Raw genomic sequence first — 16,538 nt, 5'->3', positions numbered from 1 at the left:
AACTTACAGATTAAATATCTCAATCTATTTTAAATGAAGGAGGTTTTAATTAAAGTTTTAAACTCAACCAGATGGAGTTTATTGGTTTTTGTAATTCTTTTTACCATTCTTAATTCTTTGTTGTTTTTAAAGCTTGGAATTAAAGTAGTCGATGACTCTCCAAGATATTTGGGATATGCAGATCGAATAATGGAAATGGGATTTTTTTTTGATCCTCATGAGTTCTGGTACATAAGCTACCCCTTGTTTATGATTTTGGTGAGGATGGTTCACGATTCAATGGAAATGGTCATCATCTCCCAGGTTTTGTTAAGTTTGGGGGCATTGGTTGCGATTTACTTAACCTCCTTAAAGCTATTTAAGAATCCTGTAGCAGCCTTTCTTACGGGCTTTCTTTATATGTTGTTTTTTGAGATCAGTATCTACAATTATTACATCCTCTGTGAGTCCTTCTTTGTCAGCATGACTTGTATTTCCCTCTATTTCCTTGTCAAATGGTACAAAAATGAAATTACCCCCGCCAATATCATTCTCGGGACCCTTGTTTTGGTTTTGACCCTATTTGCAAAACCAACCGGAATCGTGTTGTTAGCAGCGATCATTTCCTATTGGATTTATAGAATTTTTGCAAGCATCCATCGACCCGTCCTCAAGATCTGCTTGGGCTTGGGTTTATTGATTCCACTTTTTTTGTTGGGAAATAAAATGCTGACCACATTTAGTTTTATGAATGAGTATATCAGAGGGGATGTTATTTTTGGGATGTTTCAGTATAAGAACAGTCCCCATTATGAATTACTTACTGTGGCAAGGCCTGATACTTTATACATTCCGGATGCCCAACATTCTCCTTTGGTCCGCCTATTTCTTTTTGTTCTGTTTAACCCGATTTATTGGGGCACGTTATTCCTCTCCAAAATTTTCCTTTTCCTTTTCCATATCCGTCCATTTTGGTCTACATGGCACAACTTGTTTTCTTTAATTTACCTGATCCCGGTTTATTATTTTGCTATGAAGGCGATCCGCAAAAAAACAGTGACAGGAGAAGAATCAGTGTTTGTGATGGTGTATATCCTCTTTCACGCCATGATAGTAGGGATCATGACGGAAGACTGGGATGGCCGGTTTTTGATTCCGGTACTGCCTGTGATATTGATTCCGGCAGGTCTTGGTATAAGCCATTTATTTGCCGAAAATGAAAAAAAGCCAAAACTGCATTTTGTAACCGATAATTTAGAAAATTCCTTTTTACCCAAGTTTTAAAACATTTTCAATTTGATACCTGTAACCAAACCTTTTCTGCCTCCTAAGGAGGAATACAACCGCTACCTGGACGGAATTTGGGAGCGTAATTGGCTCACCAACAACGGTCCGTTGGTCAATGAACTGGAGCTTAAGCTGAAGAGCCACCTGGATGTAAATCACCTGCTTTTCACCAATAATGGCACGATCGCCATTCAGATCGCTATCAAAGCTCTTGGCTTAACCGGTGAAATCATCACCACACCTTTCTCCTATGTCGCCACTACGAGTAGCATTGTTTGGGAAGGCTGTACGCCTGTGTTTGTAGACATTGATCCCAAGACGCTGAATATTGATCCTTCCAAAATAGAGGAAGCCATCACCCCATTGACCTCTGCGATCTTGGCTACCCATGTGTACGGAACTCCCTGTGATGTGGAAGCCATTGAGAAAATCGCAAAAAAGCACCACCTCAAAGTGATCTATGATGGGGCACATGCTTTTGGGGTGAAAATCAAAGGACGCTCCATTTTTGAATATGGAGACATCAGTACCTGCAGTTTTCATGCCACCAAAGTATTCCATAGCATAGAAGGGGGAGGTGTATTCACCAAGGATCCTGAGTTGCTCAAGCGGATGTCCTACCTCAGGAACTTTGGTCATGATGGTTTTTTAAAATTCAATGGTGTCGGCATCAACGGAAAAAACTCTGAATTCCATGCTGCCATGGGATTGGTAAACCTTGACTATCTGTCTGAGATCCTTGCCGCTAGGAAGTTTCAGTTTCACCATTACCTTGACATCCTCAAAGGAATGAAGGTGAAGTTTTTGGATATAGCAGGTATCGAATCCTATAACTATGCCTATTTCCCCATCATTTTTGAAAATGAAGTTCAGCTAGAGAAAAGCATGGCAATGCTTTCAGATCATGAGATCGGGGCAAGGAGGTATTTCTTCCCGGGATTGAATCACTTGGATTATACCTCGGGTGAGACGCCTGTGTCTGACAGTATCAGCAGTAGGGTGTTGTGTCTTCCCTTGTATCATGGCCTTAGCAAAGAGGAACAGAAAATGATTGCCAGGATTTTGCTCCGTGTCCAAAATAATTAAGATATGTTGGTAGCAGGCGCAGGCGGACATGCCTTAGAATGTTTTGATATCCTTGCCCAAAAAGCTCTTCCGGATCTATTAGAATTTTTTGATGATATCACTACTGAGCAAATGGTACTTCAGAAGTATGCCATCATCAGGGAATTCAACAGGGTTGAAAGCCATTTTGCCAAAGACCCAAGGTTTATCCTGGCGGTAGGCAATCCAAGGTATAGGGTGCTGTTTTATGAAAAGTTTATCAGGGCAGGAGGAAGCATGGTCAACCTCTTGGGATTCCAAAATACGATCAGCCCTTTTGCGCAATTTGAAGGGGCGGATATTTTCAACCATTGCTTTATAGGGTCTCAAGTACTAGTCGGAAAAGGTACCTTGGTCAATACCGGTGCGCAGGTACACCACGAGGTGCAGGTCGGGGAGTTTTGTGAAATCAGTCCAAGGGCGGTTATTCTGGGAGCTGCCAAAATAGGGAACCAAACCAGGATAGGGGCCAATGCCACCATCCTACCTAAAATCAAGATCGGAAACCTTGTCATTATCGGGGCAGGGTCTGTAATTACCAAAGATGTCCCGGACAATGTCACCATGGTAGGTGTTCCGGGCAGAATAATAAAAAATAAAAATTAATTGAAACTGATTCACTCACCAAAAGAAAATAACAATGAATAAAAAATTAAATCGAATTAAAAGGTGGATAAGTAAAATGTTTTTATTTAAAAACTCGAATGAATATTGGAAAAAAAGATACCAAAAGGGAGGCAATTCAGGTCCCGGTTCTTATAATCATTTGGCAGAATTTAAAGCAGATGTAATTAACGGTTTTATTGATAAGGAGAATATCAATTCAGTTATTGAATTTGGATGTGGTGATGGTAACCAATTAAAATTGATGAATTACCTAAAATATACCGGATTTGATGTTTCTACCACAGCCTTAGGGATTTGTAAATCAATTTTTCATGGGGATCAAACAAAAGAATTCAAATTGACAGATGACTATGCAAATGAAAAAGCGGATTTGACCTTGTCTTTAGATGTGATTTTCCATTTGGTTGAGGATAGGATTTTCCATGAGTATATGACTCGATTATTTGATTCTTCTTTAAATTTTGTCATCATATATTCTTCCAATACCAATCAAAATCCAAAAAATCATTCTCCACATGTTAAGCATCGCAAGTTTACTGACTGGACTGAGAAGAATGCTAAGGATTTCAAATTGATCAATACGATTAAGAATAGGTATCCTTTTGATGGAACAGACAATACTTCTTTTTCCGACTTTTATATTTATCAAAGGATTCAAAACTTATAATGGAATTTTTAAAAAAACAGTTTAAACAATCCTTTAAGTACTTTTTATATTTCTATTCCATTTTAGGTTTTAGAATATTTATTTCTTTTGGGTTGAGTATCGGGGTTGCCGTTTTGGACGGATTGGGCTTGGCGATGTTTCTACCCTTATTGGAAATGATGGGGGGTGGAGAAAAATCTTCAGAGGCCCTAGGTAATTTAAGTTTTTTATTGGATGGATTAGATGCTTTGGATATTTCATTGACCATCACCTCCGTATTGTTGGTAATGCTGGTATTTTTTATCTTAAAAGGGATCGTGAAGTTTATTGAAGGGTATTATAAGGTAATTCTCCAACGTTATTTTATACAGAAAATCAGGTTTTCCCAAATTGACCTTTTGACAGATTATAATTACAAATCTTTTGTCATGGCTGATTCCGGGCGAATCCAAAATACGGTTTCCGGTGAAGTCAACAAGGTATTGGGAGCCTACAACGGGTATTTTTTTGCAATGCAAGGATTTATTATGGTGATGGTGTACACCGGTTTGGCTTTTACTGTCAATCCGCAGTTTACGCTATTGGTAATTCTTGGAGGTAGTTTGAGTAATTTGTTATATTCTTGGATATTTAAAAAAACAAAGTCTATTTCCAGAGAACTAACAGACAGTAACCACGAATTTCAGGGTTTGCTTATCCAAAAGGTTGCTTTTTTTAAATACCTAAAGGCCACAGGTCAATTGAAAGACTTCAGCGGTAAGCTTAAAGAAAAGGTTTTAGAAATAGAGGGTTATCTCAAAAGGATTGGTATCCTGAGTTCTTTTATTAATGGGGTTAGAGAGCCTTTGGTGATTATGGTAGTGGTGGGTGTCATTATTTTGGAAATCAATGTATTTGGGGGAAGTATCAATTTGATATTATTGAGTCTCTTGTTTTTTTATCGTGCATTGACTTACCTGATGAATTTACAGAATTACTGGAATGCATTTTTGGCCAATCACGGTTCATTGGAAAATATGCAGGAGTTTTTGATAGAATTGGAATCCGGCAAAGAAAATAATGGGCAGGAAGTTTTCAAGGGTTTTGAAAATGAAATTGTTTTAAAAGGAGTTGGGTTTCATTATCGGGAAGCGGTGATTTTGAATGATATTTCCTTCTCTATCAAAAAAAACCAAACTGTTGCCTTGGTAGGGGAGAGCGGTTCAGGCAAAACTACCTTGATGAATCTTCTTTCAGGTTTGGTATTGCCTGATCGTGGAATTATCACAATTGATGGGAAGTCAATTGTTGATCTTGACAGAACCACCTACCAAAAGAAAATCGGCTATATCACCCAAGACCCGGTTATTTTTGACGACACGGTTTTTAACAATGTGACTTTTTGGGCTGAACCAAACGAAGCCAATCAACGAAAATTTTGGAAAGCTTTGGAACAGGCCTCCATTGTGGATTTTGTAAAAGGATTGCCAAATGTGGAAAATACCCGATTGGGGAATAATGGGATTATGGTGTCAGGGGGACAAAAACAAAGGTTCTCCATTGCCAGAGAATTGTATAAGGAGGTTGACTTTTTAATGATGGATGAAGCCACTTCTGCTTTGGATTCAGAAACCGAACAGCTGATCAAACAAAATATGGAATTCCTGAAAGGTAAGATAACTATCATTATGATTGCACACAGGCTTTCAACTGTAAAGCATGCTGATAAAATAATCCTATTGAATAAAGGGGAAATTTTGCAGATGGATAATTTTGAAGGATTGGCTTCCAGTTCCGAGAGTTTTAAAAGAATGGTGGAGGCACAGGAGTTTTAGTTGTGAAAATTGCTGTTTATACATCCATCTTTGGGAGTAAAGACATCCTAAATGATCCGATAAATTTTTCATTAAACTCTGGAATTGAATATTTCTGTTTTACAGATCAAAATGAGTTAAAAAGCTCAATCTATAATGTCATTAAAGCTTTACCAATTGGAAAAGATTTCTCAAAAACCTCAAAGCATTATAAAATTTTAGGATATACGTATTTGCCAGATTTTGAATATTTAGTATACCATGATGGAAATCTTCAAATGGATCATTCGAAAATTTTGGACTTAGTCAAATCTTCAAACTACAACTTCTTATCAAGTTTTGAACATCCCCATAGAAATTGTTTTTATGAGGAAGCTAAAATTTGTATAAAAAGAAATAAAGATTTGAACAGGGAAATTTTGAAGCAGGTTATAGTTTACAGTGTTTTTGGAATGCCAAAGAGAAATGGATTAAATGAAAATTCCATTTTAGTTATAAATAAGAAGAACTTAAAAAACTCTTCTTTTTTAATGAAATGGTGGAAAGAAGTTGAGAAATTTTCAAGAAGAGACCAGTTGTCTTTGCCTTACCTAATCTGGAAAGAAAAAATTCAAATCGGCCTTTTAGAAGGAAATAGAAAATCAAATAAATATTCACTTTTCCATGAACACATAAGGGAACATTACTTAAAAAGTCCAAAAAAAATAAAACTTATTGATAAAGCTAAAAAAAAGCTTTCAATTATACTGATAAATTTTATTCTATTACTTAAATAATAATGTTCTTATTTATAAGAATAATCAGCTCACCATAAGAATATGGAAAATAAATTTTTTCTAGATATGCCAAAATAGCTCCATAATGTGTTCTAAGAAAAAAAATTTACATATTGTCAGAGATGAAAAGTTTTTTGATTCTGCTTACAGAGTGTTTGAAGAAGTAGAACCTGGTTATAATGATTTTATAATCTTTGGAAAAAAGAGCAAACTATTTTATATAAAATCTGCAAAAGTCCGTTTCTTAAAGCCAACATATCTTTATTATTTTTGGCCGTTTTTGAAGTGGAAGTATAAATCAATTATCATTCATGGTTTGAATAGTGAATTTTTAAAATACTTTATTATAAAAAATAGAAAAAGTGTACCTGTAATATGGATTGGATGGGGATTTGACTATTCTAAATATTACGATGGAAGACTTTTTAAGGAAAAAACAAATAAATTGTTAGTCGAATTTGAAAATTCAGATTTAGAAATAATCAGAAATAGGTTATTGCCTTTTTTGAATAAAAAAGTAGATGATGATTTAGTTATGAATAATATAAATTTTTTTGCGCCAGTATTAGAGAACGAATTTGAGTTTGTATCAAATTATTTCCCTAACCATCCCATCTCCTTTTTGGATTGGAATTATTTGACAATTGAGGATGATATTATTAAGGGTTTTGAAAATTCCATAATACTTGGAAATAACTTACTATTTGGAAATAGTGCCAATCCACTAAACAACCATTTGGACGGTTTTGATGACATCAAAGATTTCAAAATTAAATTTGATAATATTATTTGCCCTTTAAATTACGGGGATAGAAATAATAAGGAAAAGGTAATTAACTTAGGTTCAGATTTATATGGCAATCGATTTATTCCCATAAATGGTTTTTTAGAGTATTCTGAATATGTTAATAATTTACTTTCATGTAAATATGTATTTGTAAATAGTTTGAGGCAATTGGCAATGGGTAACATTGTATTAATGTTGTATTTAGGAGCTTATGTAATTCTTGATCGGAGGAATCCAGTTTACATGTATTTTAAAAATCAAAATATACCAATCTTTTGTATCGAAGATGTCAAAAATGGAGAATTACCTGAATTAAATGTTGAGTTTATAAGAAATAAGTTGGTAAAAATATGGGGTCGTGAAACTATGTTCAAAAAAACCAGAACAATGTTACAATCTTTAGGTAATTAGATTCATCAGTATTTTTTTGATTAAGTGAAGCTTGTTAAGTAATTTTTAATTATTAATCGACTTTTTACAATAAATGGTTTATATCATTATTTATTATAATTTTTATTAAATGGATCAAAGTTCAATTACGTTAAGCGTTTGTATGATTACCTATAAGCATTCCGAATTTTTGGCGACGGCTATTGAAGGTGTATTGATTCAAGAAACCAATTTTAAAGTAGAGCTTATTATTTCCGATGATGCTTCACCAGATCGAACTGAAGAGGTTGTTCAAAAATATTTGAACAAATCAAACGGATCAATAGAAATTGTCTACCACAAGCATTCGATAAATATGGGAGCAATTCCAAATTTTGAATGGACCTTGAAGCAATGTTCAGGCAAATATATTGCTATTTGTGAAGGTGATGATTATTGGACAGACCCGGATAAATTACAGCGACAAGTTGATTTTTTGGAGAACAATAGTAAGTATGTTTTGAGTTTTCATGACAGATCGGTTGTGAATACTAAAGGTGAACTATTACGGAAGAGCAGTTTGCCAACTTCAATTAAAAGAGATCTGAATTTTAGTGATTTGGCTCAAGGAGTATTTACAGTTCCAACACAAACGGTGGTTTTTAGAAACTGCATCCGAAATTTCCCCAAAGATTTTTCTTCTGTTTTAAATGGAGATACATTTTTATTTCTTCTTTTAGCTGAAAAAGGTAGTTTTTATTATGAAAAAGAAATATCAGGGACATCCTATCGCGTTCATAATGGAGGTGTTTGGTCATCAATTAATTATGAAAAAAGTCTGAAAGAGGCATTCAAGACATATAATTTTATTTACAATCATTTTAACAAAAACCCTTTACTAAGTCGACCCTTATTAAACAGGAGATTTGGATTACTTTCTTATTATTGGAAGAAAAATAAAATAAAAAATTTTACAGCAGAGTTTAAAGGTATTGTAGAACTTATCATTGTAAATCCAAAATTGAGCAATTATTTTTTAACAAAAAGTTTTAAGTACTTATTAAGCCCTTTAAGGTCGAAAAGGAATAATTTACCTGTTGATTAAAAAGATGACTTTCTTGAATTAAATAGTGAAAGAGAATTTCAAAATTGCTATTGTGGTGAATGAATTCCCGACTTTGTCGGAAACATTTATCATAAACCAAATCACCTTTTTAATTGACCGGGGGCATGAGGTCACCATTTATTCCCGGTCAAAAGGGAATTTGGATCGCGTTCATCCACAGATCCTGGAGTACCGACTTTTAGAAAGCACAATTTTTATACCTCCGATACCAAGAAAATTCACGAAAAGACTTTATATCATCTTGAAGTCATTGGCTACCAATTTTAATTGGTCCTATTTTATCGAAATATTGAAGTGCCTTAATTTTTTCAAGCTTGGAAAACACGGTCTTTCACTTTATGTAGCTTACAACTTTATTTTTCTAGGTAGATTAAAAGAACAGGATATCATCCATGCCCATTTTGGAACATCGGGATTATGGATGTCCTTTTATAAAAAAATCGGTGTATTAAAAAATATTCCCTTAATAGTGTCTTTTCATGGTTTTGATTTAAGCCCAAATGAGGAAAAATTGAATAGGAATAGGTACAAAAATTTATTCCAATTTGCATCTCAATTAACAGTTAACTCACCTTATGGGAAAAAACTTTTGAATGACATTGGATTTCAAGATAATAACAAAATATTCCATCTTCCTGTAGGGCTTGATCTCGATAAGTTTTCCAAAAAGCCAAATATTCCCAAGAAATCGATTAATATTTTGTTTTGTGGCAGGTTAATTCCTTTGAAAGGAGCAAACTTGGCAATTGAAATTATGCATGTTCTGGTTAAAGAACACCAGTTTAACGGCACCCTGACCATTATCGGAGATGGGCCACAATATCCAGATTTGATCGAATTAACCAAAAAATATAACTTGGGAGACCGGGTCCGATTTACGAAAGGCCTTTTGCAAGAGAAGATAATTCAGGAGTTTAACCAAGCTGATATATTTCTTTTTCCCGGAATTAATGACCCTGACACAGGCAGGTGTGAAACACAGGGCCTTGTGGTTCAAGAAGCCCAAGCTATTAATCTTCCGGTAGTTGTTTCTGATGTTGGAGGTATAAAATATGGAATGGTACAAGGCGAGACAGGTTTTGTTGTCCCTAAGGGTGATGTGAAAGAATTTGTAAAAGCTTTAAAGAAATTGATTGAGGATGATCAACTTAGGGAAGTTATGGGCAAGGCAGGTAGGGAGTTTGTAGAAAGCAATTATTCCCATTTGAAATTGGGAGAAAGTTTAGAGCAATTATACAGAATAAATATTGAGAATTAATGAATCTTAAGTTTAACCATTTTCTTATCACAAGAATTAATCTTGGGTACAAAGAAAGAATTTTGAATAAAAACATTGATGAACAAAAATGGCTGAATTATCGGTTTGATTTATTCTTTAAAACTTGCTTCCCCTCAGTAGTCAATCAAAATTGCCAAAATTTTACATGGTTAATTTATCTGGATTTTCGGACTCCTGATTTTTTTGTTAATCAGCTTCAGACTAAGATTTCTAGCAACCAAAATTTTAAAATCCTTTTAAGAAATGGAGGATTTGAATCTCTCACAACACATGCACCAGAGGATATCAAAAATCTCATCGATAAAGATTGCCCATATATAATTACAAGTAGAATAGATAGTGATGATCTAATCCATAGGGAATATATCGATGAGGTCCAGTCTAAATTTGATTTTCAGAAATATTTGTCAATCAATTTCACTTTCGGCTTAGTACATGATTTAAGAACCGGGTTACTTGGAAAATCAAAAAACCGATCGAATCCTTTTATTTCATTAATAGAAAAAATTGAGAGTAATATTCCTATTAAAACAGTATGTTTTCAATCTCATACTGATTTTTTATTTGAAGAAAAGAGGCTTGAAATCACATCCAAAAAAAGACTTTGGTGTATGAATATGCATGCTGTCAATGATAGTACAAAGTTTGCAGGTTTGCCCGTTTTCTTTTTTCCACCTGGATTGGTTTCTGATTTCAGCTTTAAGTTTATAAATAAAGCATCCCTTTCAGAAAAAATATCCTATTCAATTAAGTATTTCAAAAGACAATCAAAGAAAATCCCTAAGCTCATTTTAAAGAAAATCAAATCCAATGGATAGTTTTTATTTTTCAGTAATCATACCGGCCTATAAAGACAACGTTAGGTTAAATCTATGTTTAAAAGCATTGATTGCCCAAACGCTTCATTCAGATGAGTTTGAAGTCATCGTGGTTAATAATGATCCAAATGAGTCTGCAGAAATAGATGCTATTTATTTCAAAAAGTTGAGCTTAAAAGTGTCCGATGAAAAAACTCCCGGTTCTTATGCTGCAAGGAATCTAGGGATAAAACTTGCATCTGCAAAAATTTTAGCTTTGACCGACTCAGATTGTATACCCGACCCAGATTGGCTTCTAAATGCTAAAAGATATTTTGAAGCAGACAAGGATTTTTCCCTTGGAATTTTGGCTGGAGACGTACCGCTTTTTTTTCTGAATGACAAAAAATTAACTTATGCTGAGATATATGAAAAATATACAGGATTTGATTTTAAATCATATGTTGCAGAGGGTACATGTGGGGCTGGAAATTGGTTTTCTTATAAAAAGACCATGGAAGAGTTTGGAGGTTTTGACCATCAGTTAAAATCAAATGGGGATACAGACCTTTCAGGAAGGATATCAAAGAAGTATAGAATTGTTTTTGCTCCTGAAGTCATTGTGAGACATCCTTCTAGGTACCATGTAAATGAATTGGTTTACAAGTATCGTAGACTTTTAGGAGGAACATACAAGAGGAAGTTTGAACATAAACCACTTCCATTTTTGAAACATCTAATTAATTTCTCTTTTCGAAGGGTGAAATTTTCCGCCAAAAAATTCTTTACGGTTCCACCTAAAGAGTCGTGGGCGATTTTTGCGGTTTGTGTGGCCATTACTATAGGCGCTTGGAAGGAGTATTTTTTTTTGATACGAGGCCATGAAACCAAAAGGTAATCCATGGTAGCAAGAATCTATTGTGTCATTGTGACCTATAATGGCATGAAATGGTTGCCAAAAACTTTGTCTTCCATCAAGGCATCACATTATCCATTAAAAACCATTATTGTTGATAATGGATCCACGGATGTAACTTGTGCTTTTATCTCTGAAGCTTTTCCTGAAATGCACCTGATCCAAAGCAAAACAAACCTCGGTTTTGGAAAGGCCAATAATTTGGGTGCTAAATTAGCGATGGAAGAGGGGGCTGAATATATATTTTTACTCAACCAAGATGCCTATTTAGATGAAAACACGATTTCGCGTTGTCTTGCAGGTTTTGGCTTCGGTTCAAAAATAGGTTTGGTTTCGCCTGTTCATCTCAATGGCAAAGGGGAAGGATTAGATTTTGGGTTTCAAAGTTGTCTGACAGAAGGCCTTTGCCCGGGATTTGTTTCTGACATGACCTTAAAAAGGGCAAAACCTTTTTATCCGATTTATTCGGTGAATGCCGCGGCATGGCTATTAGATGCGTCGATAATTAAAGAGATCGGTCTTTTTTCAGAATCGTTTTTCCATTATGGTGAGGATATTAATTTCCAACAGCGGTTGCGTTTTTTCGGATTTCAGGCCATTTTGATCTCAGGTGCATTTATCCGTCACGATAGAGATCAGCGAAAGGGTGAAAAAACAAAAATCGGGAAAGCCCATGAGGTTAAGACCAATCAAATGACCATTTTACTCAATGTTAATGAGCCTTTTAATATGGCATTAAAGAAGGTATTTAAATATGCCGGATTATTGTTTTTTGAGGGAAGGTTTATTCCGTCGGCCAATATTTTTCTTGATTCTATATGGAATCACAATAAATACAAAAGATTAAGGCATGAACTTATGAAAGGTATTCCTTTATGAAAGTTTGCAGGATAATTCCGGCTTTGGATTTTGGAGGAGTAGAACAAAGAATCAAATTGACAGCACTTGGATTCAAAGACCATCCCGAAATCCAATTACAAATTGTTGTTTTGGGAAAAGGGGGTAGAATCTCTAAGGAATTAGAGGGATTGGGTTTTGAAATTCATATTTTAGGCGAAAACTTCAGGATTCCCAATGTAGGTCTGTTTTTTAGACTCATTGATTTTTTGAAAAATCATAAACCTGATGTAGTCCATACCTCGGGAAGCGAAGCCAATTTTCACGGGTTGTTGGCTGCCAAAATAGCAAGAATACCTGTCAGGATTGGTGAGGAAATTGGTTTTCCAAATCATGGAAAGCTTTGGAAAATGATTTTTAATTTGACTTATAGAACTTCACATGTTGTCATTGGTATTTCAAAGGCAGTTGCGGACCAACTTATTTCCCTTGGGGAAATCCCTTCCTATAAAGCTATTGTAATATATAACCCCGTAGCTTTACCTGAATATTCAGAGATTCCTTCTTTTACGGAACTTAATAAAGAGGATAAATTTGTTTTCGTGGTTACTTGTAGATTGGTTCCCATTAAAAACATTGCCTTGCTGCTAAGGGAATTCAGTGAATTGATCAATGAAATCAAAAATACCAAGATCATGCTTTGGATAATTGGATCCGGACCTGAACAAAATAATCTAGAGAAGCTATCCAAAATCCTTGAAATAGAAAAATATATCCATTTTTTTGGGTTCCAAAAGGATGTATTTCCTTTTCTCAAGCAAGCTGATGCCTTTGTCTTGCCCTCTTTATCAGAAGGTTTTTCAATTTCATTGGTCGAAGCTATGCTGATGGGTTTACCTACAATAGCCACCAAAGTTGGAGGACCTTCCGAAATCATTGAGGATGGTAAAAGCGGCTTTTTGATTGATCCGGGTGACAAGGGGGATTTGAAAAGTAGGATGAAGACCACTTTATCAATGAATTCAATTGAAAGAAATAAAATGAAAGAAAATGCTGTCAAAAGAGGACAGTTTTTTTCGTTAAATAGCTATGTAGGCAACTTGACCAAACTGTATACTGGGTTGATAAATGACAAATGATTTGGAAAGAAATAGCCTTTCAAAAATTAGGGTCCTGCATTGCATAGAAACAATTTCTTCGGGTGGCGTGGAGAAAGTGAGATTGGGGTTTGCCCAGTATCTTGACAAAGAAAAATTTGAATTAAGGATAATTTGTACCAACTCTAAAGGCCCGATCAAATTGGCATTGGAACAAGAAGGGGTTCGTATTTATGATGTTGGGGCTTTCAAAAGCCCCTTCGAGTGGGATAAATATCGGATAGTCCTATCTATTATCAGGTCTTATAAGCCTCAAATCATTCATGGAGCTGTATTTGAGGGGATGAGTATGGCTGCTGTGGGGGGCTTTTTAGGAAGAGTTCCTATTGTTATTTTGGAAGAAACTTCTGATCCACAAAACAGGTCCAAAAAAGCAATTTGGCTTCAAAGGCAACTAAGTAAAGTAGCGACTAAAGTTATTGGGATTTCCCCATCTGTTGTTGATTTCTTGGAGGGAAAAGCAAGAATTCCAAAAGAAAAAGTTTTGTTGGTTAATAATGGTGTGCCATTACCTTTATTGACGGATAATGTGGAATGTGACCTATTAAGGAGAGAATTGGGAATAGAAAATGGAGATATTGTAATTGGTTCGGTTGGAAGAGTTTATGATCCCGTAAAGAGATTTTCTGATCTTTTGGAAGCAATTAAAGAAATCAGGAATCCGAGAGTAAAATTTCTATTGGTTGGTCAAGGACCGGATTTGGAAATATTAAAATCAAAGGCTTCTGAACTTGGATTAGAGGGACAGTTCATACCTGTTGGTTATCAAGAAAATACTTCTCCTTTTTATTCTATCATGGATATATTTTCCCTCCCTTCGGCCAATGAGGGGTTTGGTCTGGTTGCAGCAGAAGCAATGTTACATTACCTACCGGTTGTTGCAACAGCTGTTGGAGGGTTGAAAGATGTGGTTATTGACAACAAAACCGGTTTTTTGGTACCTCCTTTTTCGCCTCCTGAAATTGGAAAAAAGCTCCAACTTTTAATTGATAATCCTAAACTTAGGATTCAAATGGGACGTGCAGGTTACGAAAGGGCGGTTGCTAATTATACCTCAGAAAGATATTGCCAACAAATTGAGAAATTGTACAATAACTTGTTGGAAAGCAATTTGGAAAAATAGTAGATTTCTAAAGTAGGCTTACCTTAGCAGAAAATTGGGCGTAAGGAATGATAGTAGGTGTTTTTGGTTTTGTAATAAAGTTTAAAAGGAGAAAAATTGTTAGATATAATCATTGTGGTCGGTTGCCTTATAGCCTTGGCTAATACTAATAGAAGTATTTCTAAGAGATTTGGTTTGCCTGCCAAATATGAGCTCCACCTTCAATATTTATTAATTTACCATTTTCTTTTTAGCCTATTCTTCACTTATTATATTTTAAATTTTGGTGGTGATTCTCAGGGATATTGGAAGTTTACCATGCAACAAGTCATTGTTCGAGGAGACATTTCCTGGTTCTCTTATTTTGGTGATGGAACGACTTTTATCCTATGGTTGTGTTATATCCCAAGTCAATTGTTGGGATTGTCTTATTTGACTGGCAATATCTTATTTGGTTTTTTGGGCTTTATTGGGATCAGGTATATTTTTGTGATGGTGGCGGATTTGTTTCCTGCAAATCATTCTGTATTGAATATCCCCTTGTTTCCAACAGTCTTTTATTTTCTCAATCTCCATTTTTGGTCAGCAGGGGTAGGGAAAGACAGTATTTGTTTTTGGGGTATTGCTTGGTTTCTGTTTGCCCTCCAGCAATACAAAGACCGTTGGTGGCAGGCAGTCTTTGCTTTGTTTTTTGTCTATATGGCGAGACCACATGTTGGTTTTGCCTTATTGGCAGGTTCGGGTATTGCCATATTATTGGGTTCTGATATCAAACCAACAGCAAAGATTATATTGAGTTCAATAACTCTAATTGGGGTTGTTTATTTGAGTTCCACTACTTTAGAAGCACTTAGGATTGAAGATTTTTCTTTGGAGACCCTAGGAGATTTGGCAGGTCAAAAAGTTGGGTATCTCAATAACTCAAACGTTGGTTCAGGAGTGAATCTTTCATCGTATTCTTGGCCGATGAAGTTATTCACTTATATGTTCCGACCCCTGTTCTTTGATGCACATAATATAGTATCCTTTTTCAGTAGTTTTGAAAATGTACTTTATCTGTGGTTGAGTTTGTTTATTTATAGGAATTGGACTCCCGAGGCGATCAGGGATATGCCTTTGTTTATCAAGGCCGGGATGATCACTTTTATTCCTGTCACATTGGCTTTTATGAACTCGTTGAGTAACCTTGGAATTGTCATGCGGATGAAGAACATGACGATGATTTATTTTTTGTTGTTTTGTTTCTTTTTGATCGCATACAACAAGCACTTGCGGTTGTTGAAAGTGCAGGAAAAGATGCGGTATTATCAGAAGAGGGAGGAGATTATCAGGAAGAAGGCGGAGACTTCACCCCCTGTATCCCCCTGAAGACTTTACCCCCTGTATCCCCCTGAAGGGGGAATATGTTGACAAGATTGAAATACAGGGAAAGTATTGGAATTGAATCCTCTAAGTTTCGGATTTGCCATATTGGTTTGGTTTCTCCCTCCCTTTTTGGGGAGGGTCGGGGTGGGGTTTTACCTCCTTCCAATGGAAAGTCTGATCTTGGACATTTTTTCTTGGATTTTGAATGATACTGCATCCATATCAACCCTTAGTTCATCGTTTGTAATTCTTATCAATCAATTCCAATTTGGTTGAGATCGAAGTTCCTGCCTAGGTCATATTCTGCCTGATCCCGATTGAGGTGGATGCCTCCGTCAAGTTCAATAATCAGTCGGAGTTTATGGCAATTGAGGATTCTTAGACAGATACAAACCTTTATGATGTTTTATTGGCTAAGAGAAATAGATATGTCATTTTCTTCTGTCACTTTTTTGCTTAACCAAAAAAGTAACCAATCCCGATTGCTATCGGGACAAGAAATTTTAATCCTTCTGCCCGCTAGGCCGACGCCGGCCCGGAAAAATTTCCTCCTCCCCACAGCGTTATTGTATAAGTTTGCTTTAAGAACAA

Annotated in this window: 16 protein-coding genes; 15 read left to right on the top strand and 1 reads right to left on the bottom strand. The window is 35.5% G+C overall.

The window, feature by feature from the left end:
- Positions 1–33 precede the first annotated feature (33 nt).
- The 15 genes from DQW11_RS04660 to DQW11_RS04590 all read left to right on the top strand — a co-directional run bounded on the left by DQW11_RS04660 (position 34) and on the right by DQW11_RS04590 (position 15,950).
- Positions 34–1,263, top strand: coding sequence for a glycosyltransferase family 39 protein (locus tag DQW11_RS04660; protein ID WP_113922807.1), 1,230 nt, complete (start codon positions 34–36; stop codon positions 1,261–1,263).
- Positions 1,264–1,275: 12 nt separating this feature from the next.
- A complete protein-coding gene (locus tag DQW11_RS04655; protein ID WP_113922806.1) occupies positions 1,276–2,352 on the top strand; it encodes a DegT/DnrJ/EryC1/StrS family aminotransferase in 1,077 nt (358 codons plus the stop codon).
- A 3-nt stretch (positions 2,353–2,355) separates the two neighbouring features.
- Positions 2,356–2,976 carry an acetyltransferase gene (locus tag DQW11_RS04650; RefSeq protein WP_113922805.1) on the top strand — a complete coding sequence of 207 codons (621 nt, stop codon included), beginning with the start codon at positions 2,356–2,358 and terminating at the stop codon, positions 2,974–2,976.
- 34 nt (positions 2,977–3,010) lie between these two features.
- Complete coding sequence (locus DQW11_RS04645) at positions 3,011–3,664, top strand: methyltransferase domain-containing protein (RefSeq protein WP_113922804.1); 654 nt, start codon at positions 3,011–3,013, stop codon at positions 3,662–3,664.
- On the top strand, positions 3,664–5,457 hold the full coding sequence (locus tag DQW11_RS04640; protein WP_113922803.1) for an ABC transporter ATP-binding protein: 1,794 nt from the start codon (positions 3,664–3,666) through the stop codon (positions 5,455–5,457). Before DQW11_RS04645 ends, DQW11_RS04640 begins: the two co-directional genes overlap by 1 nt.
- Before the next feature lie 2 nt (positions 5,458–5,459).
- Positions 5,460–6,212, top strand: a complete 753-nt coding sequence (locus tag DQW11_RS04635; RefSeq protein WP_113922802.1) for a glycosyltransferase domain-containing protein — start codon at positions 5,460–5,462, stop codon at positions 6,210–6,212.
- Between the two features lie 85 nt (positions 6,213–6,297).
- Complete coding sequence (locus tag DQW11_RS04630) at positions 6,298–7,410, top strand: TDP-N-acetylfucosamine:lipid II N-acetylfucosaminyltransferase (RefSeq protein WP_113922801.1); 1,113 nt, start codon at positions 6,298–6,300, stop codon at positions 7,408–7,410.
- A gap of 109 nt (positions 7,411–7,519) precedes the next feature.
- Positions 7,520–8,473 (top strand): glycosyltransferase, encoded by a 954-nt coding sequence (locus DQW11_RS04625; RefSeq protein WP_113922800.1) that lies wholly within the window; start codon positions 7,520–7,522, stop codon positions 8,471–8,473.
- Positions 8,474–8,498: 25 nt separating this feature from the next.
- Complete coding sequence (locus DQW11_RS04620) at positions 8,499–9,752, top strand: glycosyltransferase family 4 protein (protein ID WP_157966032.1); 1,254 nt, start codon at positions 8,499–8,501, stop codon at positions 9,750–9,752.
- Positions 9,752–10,591 carry a glycosyltransferase gene (locus DQW11_RS04615; protein ID WP_113922798.1) on the top strand — a complete coding sequence of 280 codons (840 nt, stop codon included), beginning with the start codon at positions 9,752–9,754 and terminating at the stop codon, positions 10,589–10,591. Before DQW11_RS04620 ends, DQW11_RS04615 begins: the two co-directional genes overlap by 1 nt.
- On the top strand, positions 10,584–11,468 hold the full coding sequence (locus tag DQW11_RS04610) for a glycosyltransferase (RefSeq protein WP_113922797.1): 885 nt from the start codon (positions 10,584–10,586) through the stop codon (positions 11,466–11,468). The genes DQW11_RS04615 and DQW11_RS04610 overlap by 8 nt, the downstream gene beginning before the upstream one ends.
- Before the next feature lie 3 nt (positions 11,469–11,471).
- Complete coding sequence (locus DQW11_RS04605) at positions 11,472–12,365, top strand: glycosyltransferase family 2 protein (protein ID WP_113922796.1); 894 nt, start codon at positions 11,472–11,474, stop codon at positions 12,363–12,365.
- A complete protein-coding gene (locus DQW11_RS04600; protein ID WP_113922795.1) occupies positions 12,362–13,462 on the top strand; it encodes a glycosyltransferase in 1,101 nt (366 codons plus the stop codon). Before DQW11_RS04605 ends, DQW11_RS04600 begins: the two co-directional genes overlap by 4 nt.
- On the top strand, positions 13,452–14,603 hold the full coding sequence (locus DQW11_RS04595; RefSeq protein ID WP_113922794.1) for a glycosyltransferase: 1,152 nt from the start codon (positions 13,452–13,454) through the stop codon (positions 14,601–14,603). The genes DQW11_RS04600 and DQW11_RS04595 overlap by 11 nt, the downstream gene beginning before the upstream one ends.
- Positions 14,604–14,699: 96 nt before the next feature.
- Positions 14,700–15,950 carry a hypothetical protein gene (locus tag DQW11_RS04590; RefSeq protein ID WP_232826676.1) on the top strand — a complete coding sequence of 417 codons (1,251 nt, stop codon included), beginning with the start codon at positions 14,700–14,702 and terminating at the stop codon, positions 15,948–15,950.
- 250 nt (positions 15,951–16,200) lie between these two features.
- On the opposite strand, the gene DQW11_RS22610 is transcribed toward DQW11_RS04590, so the two are convergent.
- On the bottom strand, positions 16,201–16,323 hold the full coding sequence (locus DQW11_RS22610) for a DUF559 domain-containing protein (RefSeq protein ID WP_394337136.1): 123 nt from the start codon (positions 16,321–16,323) through the stop codon (positions 16,201–16,203).
- Positions 16,324–16,538: the final 215 nt, after the last annotated feature.

This window comes from Cognataquiflexum aquatile (assembly GCF_003316845.1).
GTDB lineage: Bacteria > Bacteroidota > Bacteroidia > Cytophagales > Cyclobacteriaceae > Cognataquiflexum > Cognataquiflexum aquatile.
The sequence above is the reverse complement of the archived record's forward strand: the minus strand, read 5'-3'. Positions and strand labels throughout refer to the sequence as shown.

What these genes read in the sequence shown, in the direction of transcription:
- DQW11_RS04645 (WP_113922804.1), top strand. Translation starts at nt 3,011, where the DNA reads ATGAATAAAAAATTAAATCGAATTAAAAGGTGGATAAGTAAAATGTTT.
- DQW11_RS04640 (WP_113922803.1), top strand. Translation starts at nt 3,664, where the DNA reads ATGGAATTTTTAAAAAAACAGTTTAAACAATCCTTTAAGTACTTTTTA.
- DQW11_RS04595 (WP_113922794.1), top strand. Translation starts at nt 13,452, where the DNA reads ATGACAAATGATTTGGAAAGAAATAGCCTTTCAAAAATTAGGGTCCTG.
- DQW11_RS04625 (WP_113922800.1), top strand. Translation starts at nt 7,520, where the DNA reads ATGGATCAAAGTTCAATTACGTTAAGCGTTTGTATGATTACCTATAAG.
- DQW11_RS04610 (WP_113922797.1), top strand. Translation starts at nt 10,584, where the DNA reads ATGGATAGTTTTTATTTTTCAGTAATCATACCGGCCTATAAAGACAAC.
- DQW11_RS04630 (WP_113922801.1), top strand. Translation starts at nt 6,298, where the DNA reads ATGTGTTCTAAGAAAAAAAATTTACATATTGTCAGAGATGAAAAGTTT.
- DQW11_RS04660 (WP_113922807.1), top strand. Translation starts at nt 34, where the DNA reads ATGAAGGAGGTTTTAATTAAAGTTTTAAACTCAACCAGATGGAGTTTA.
- DQW11_RS04605 (WP_113922796.1), top strand. Translation starts at nt 11,472, where the DNA reads ATGGTAGCAAGAATCTATTGTGTCATTGTGACCTATAATGGCATGAAA.
- DQW11_RS04600 (WP_113922795.1), top strand. Translation starts at nt 12,362, where the DNA reads ATGAAAGTTTGCAGGATAATTCCGGCTTTGGATTTTGGAGGAGTAGAA.
- DQW11_RS04615 (WP_113922798.1), top strand. Translation starts at nt 9,752, where the DNA reads ATGAATCTTAAGTTTAACCATTTTCTTATCACAAGAATTAATCTTGGG.
- DQW11_RS04650 (WP_113922805.1), top strand. Translation starts at nt 2,356, where the DNA reads ATGTTGGTAGCAGGCGCAGGCGGACATGCCTTAGAATGTTTTGATATC.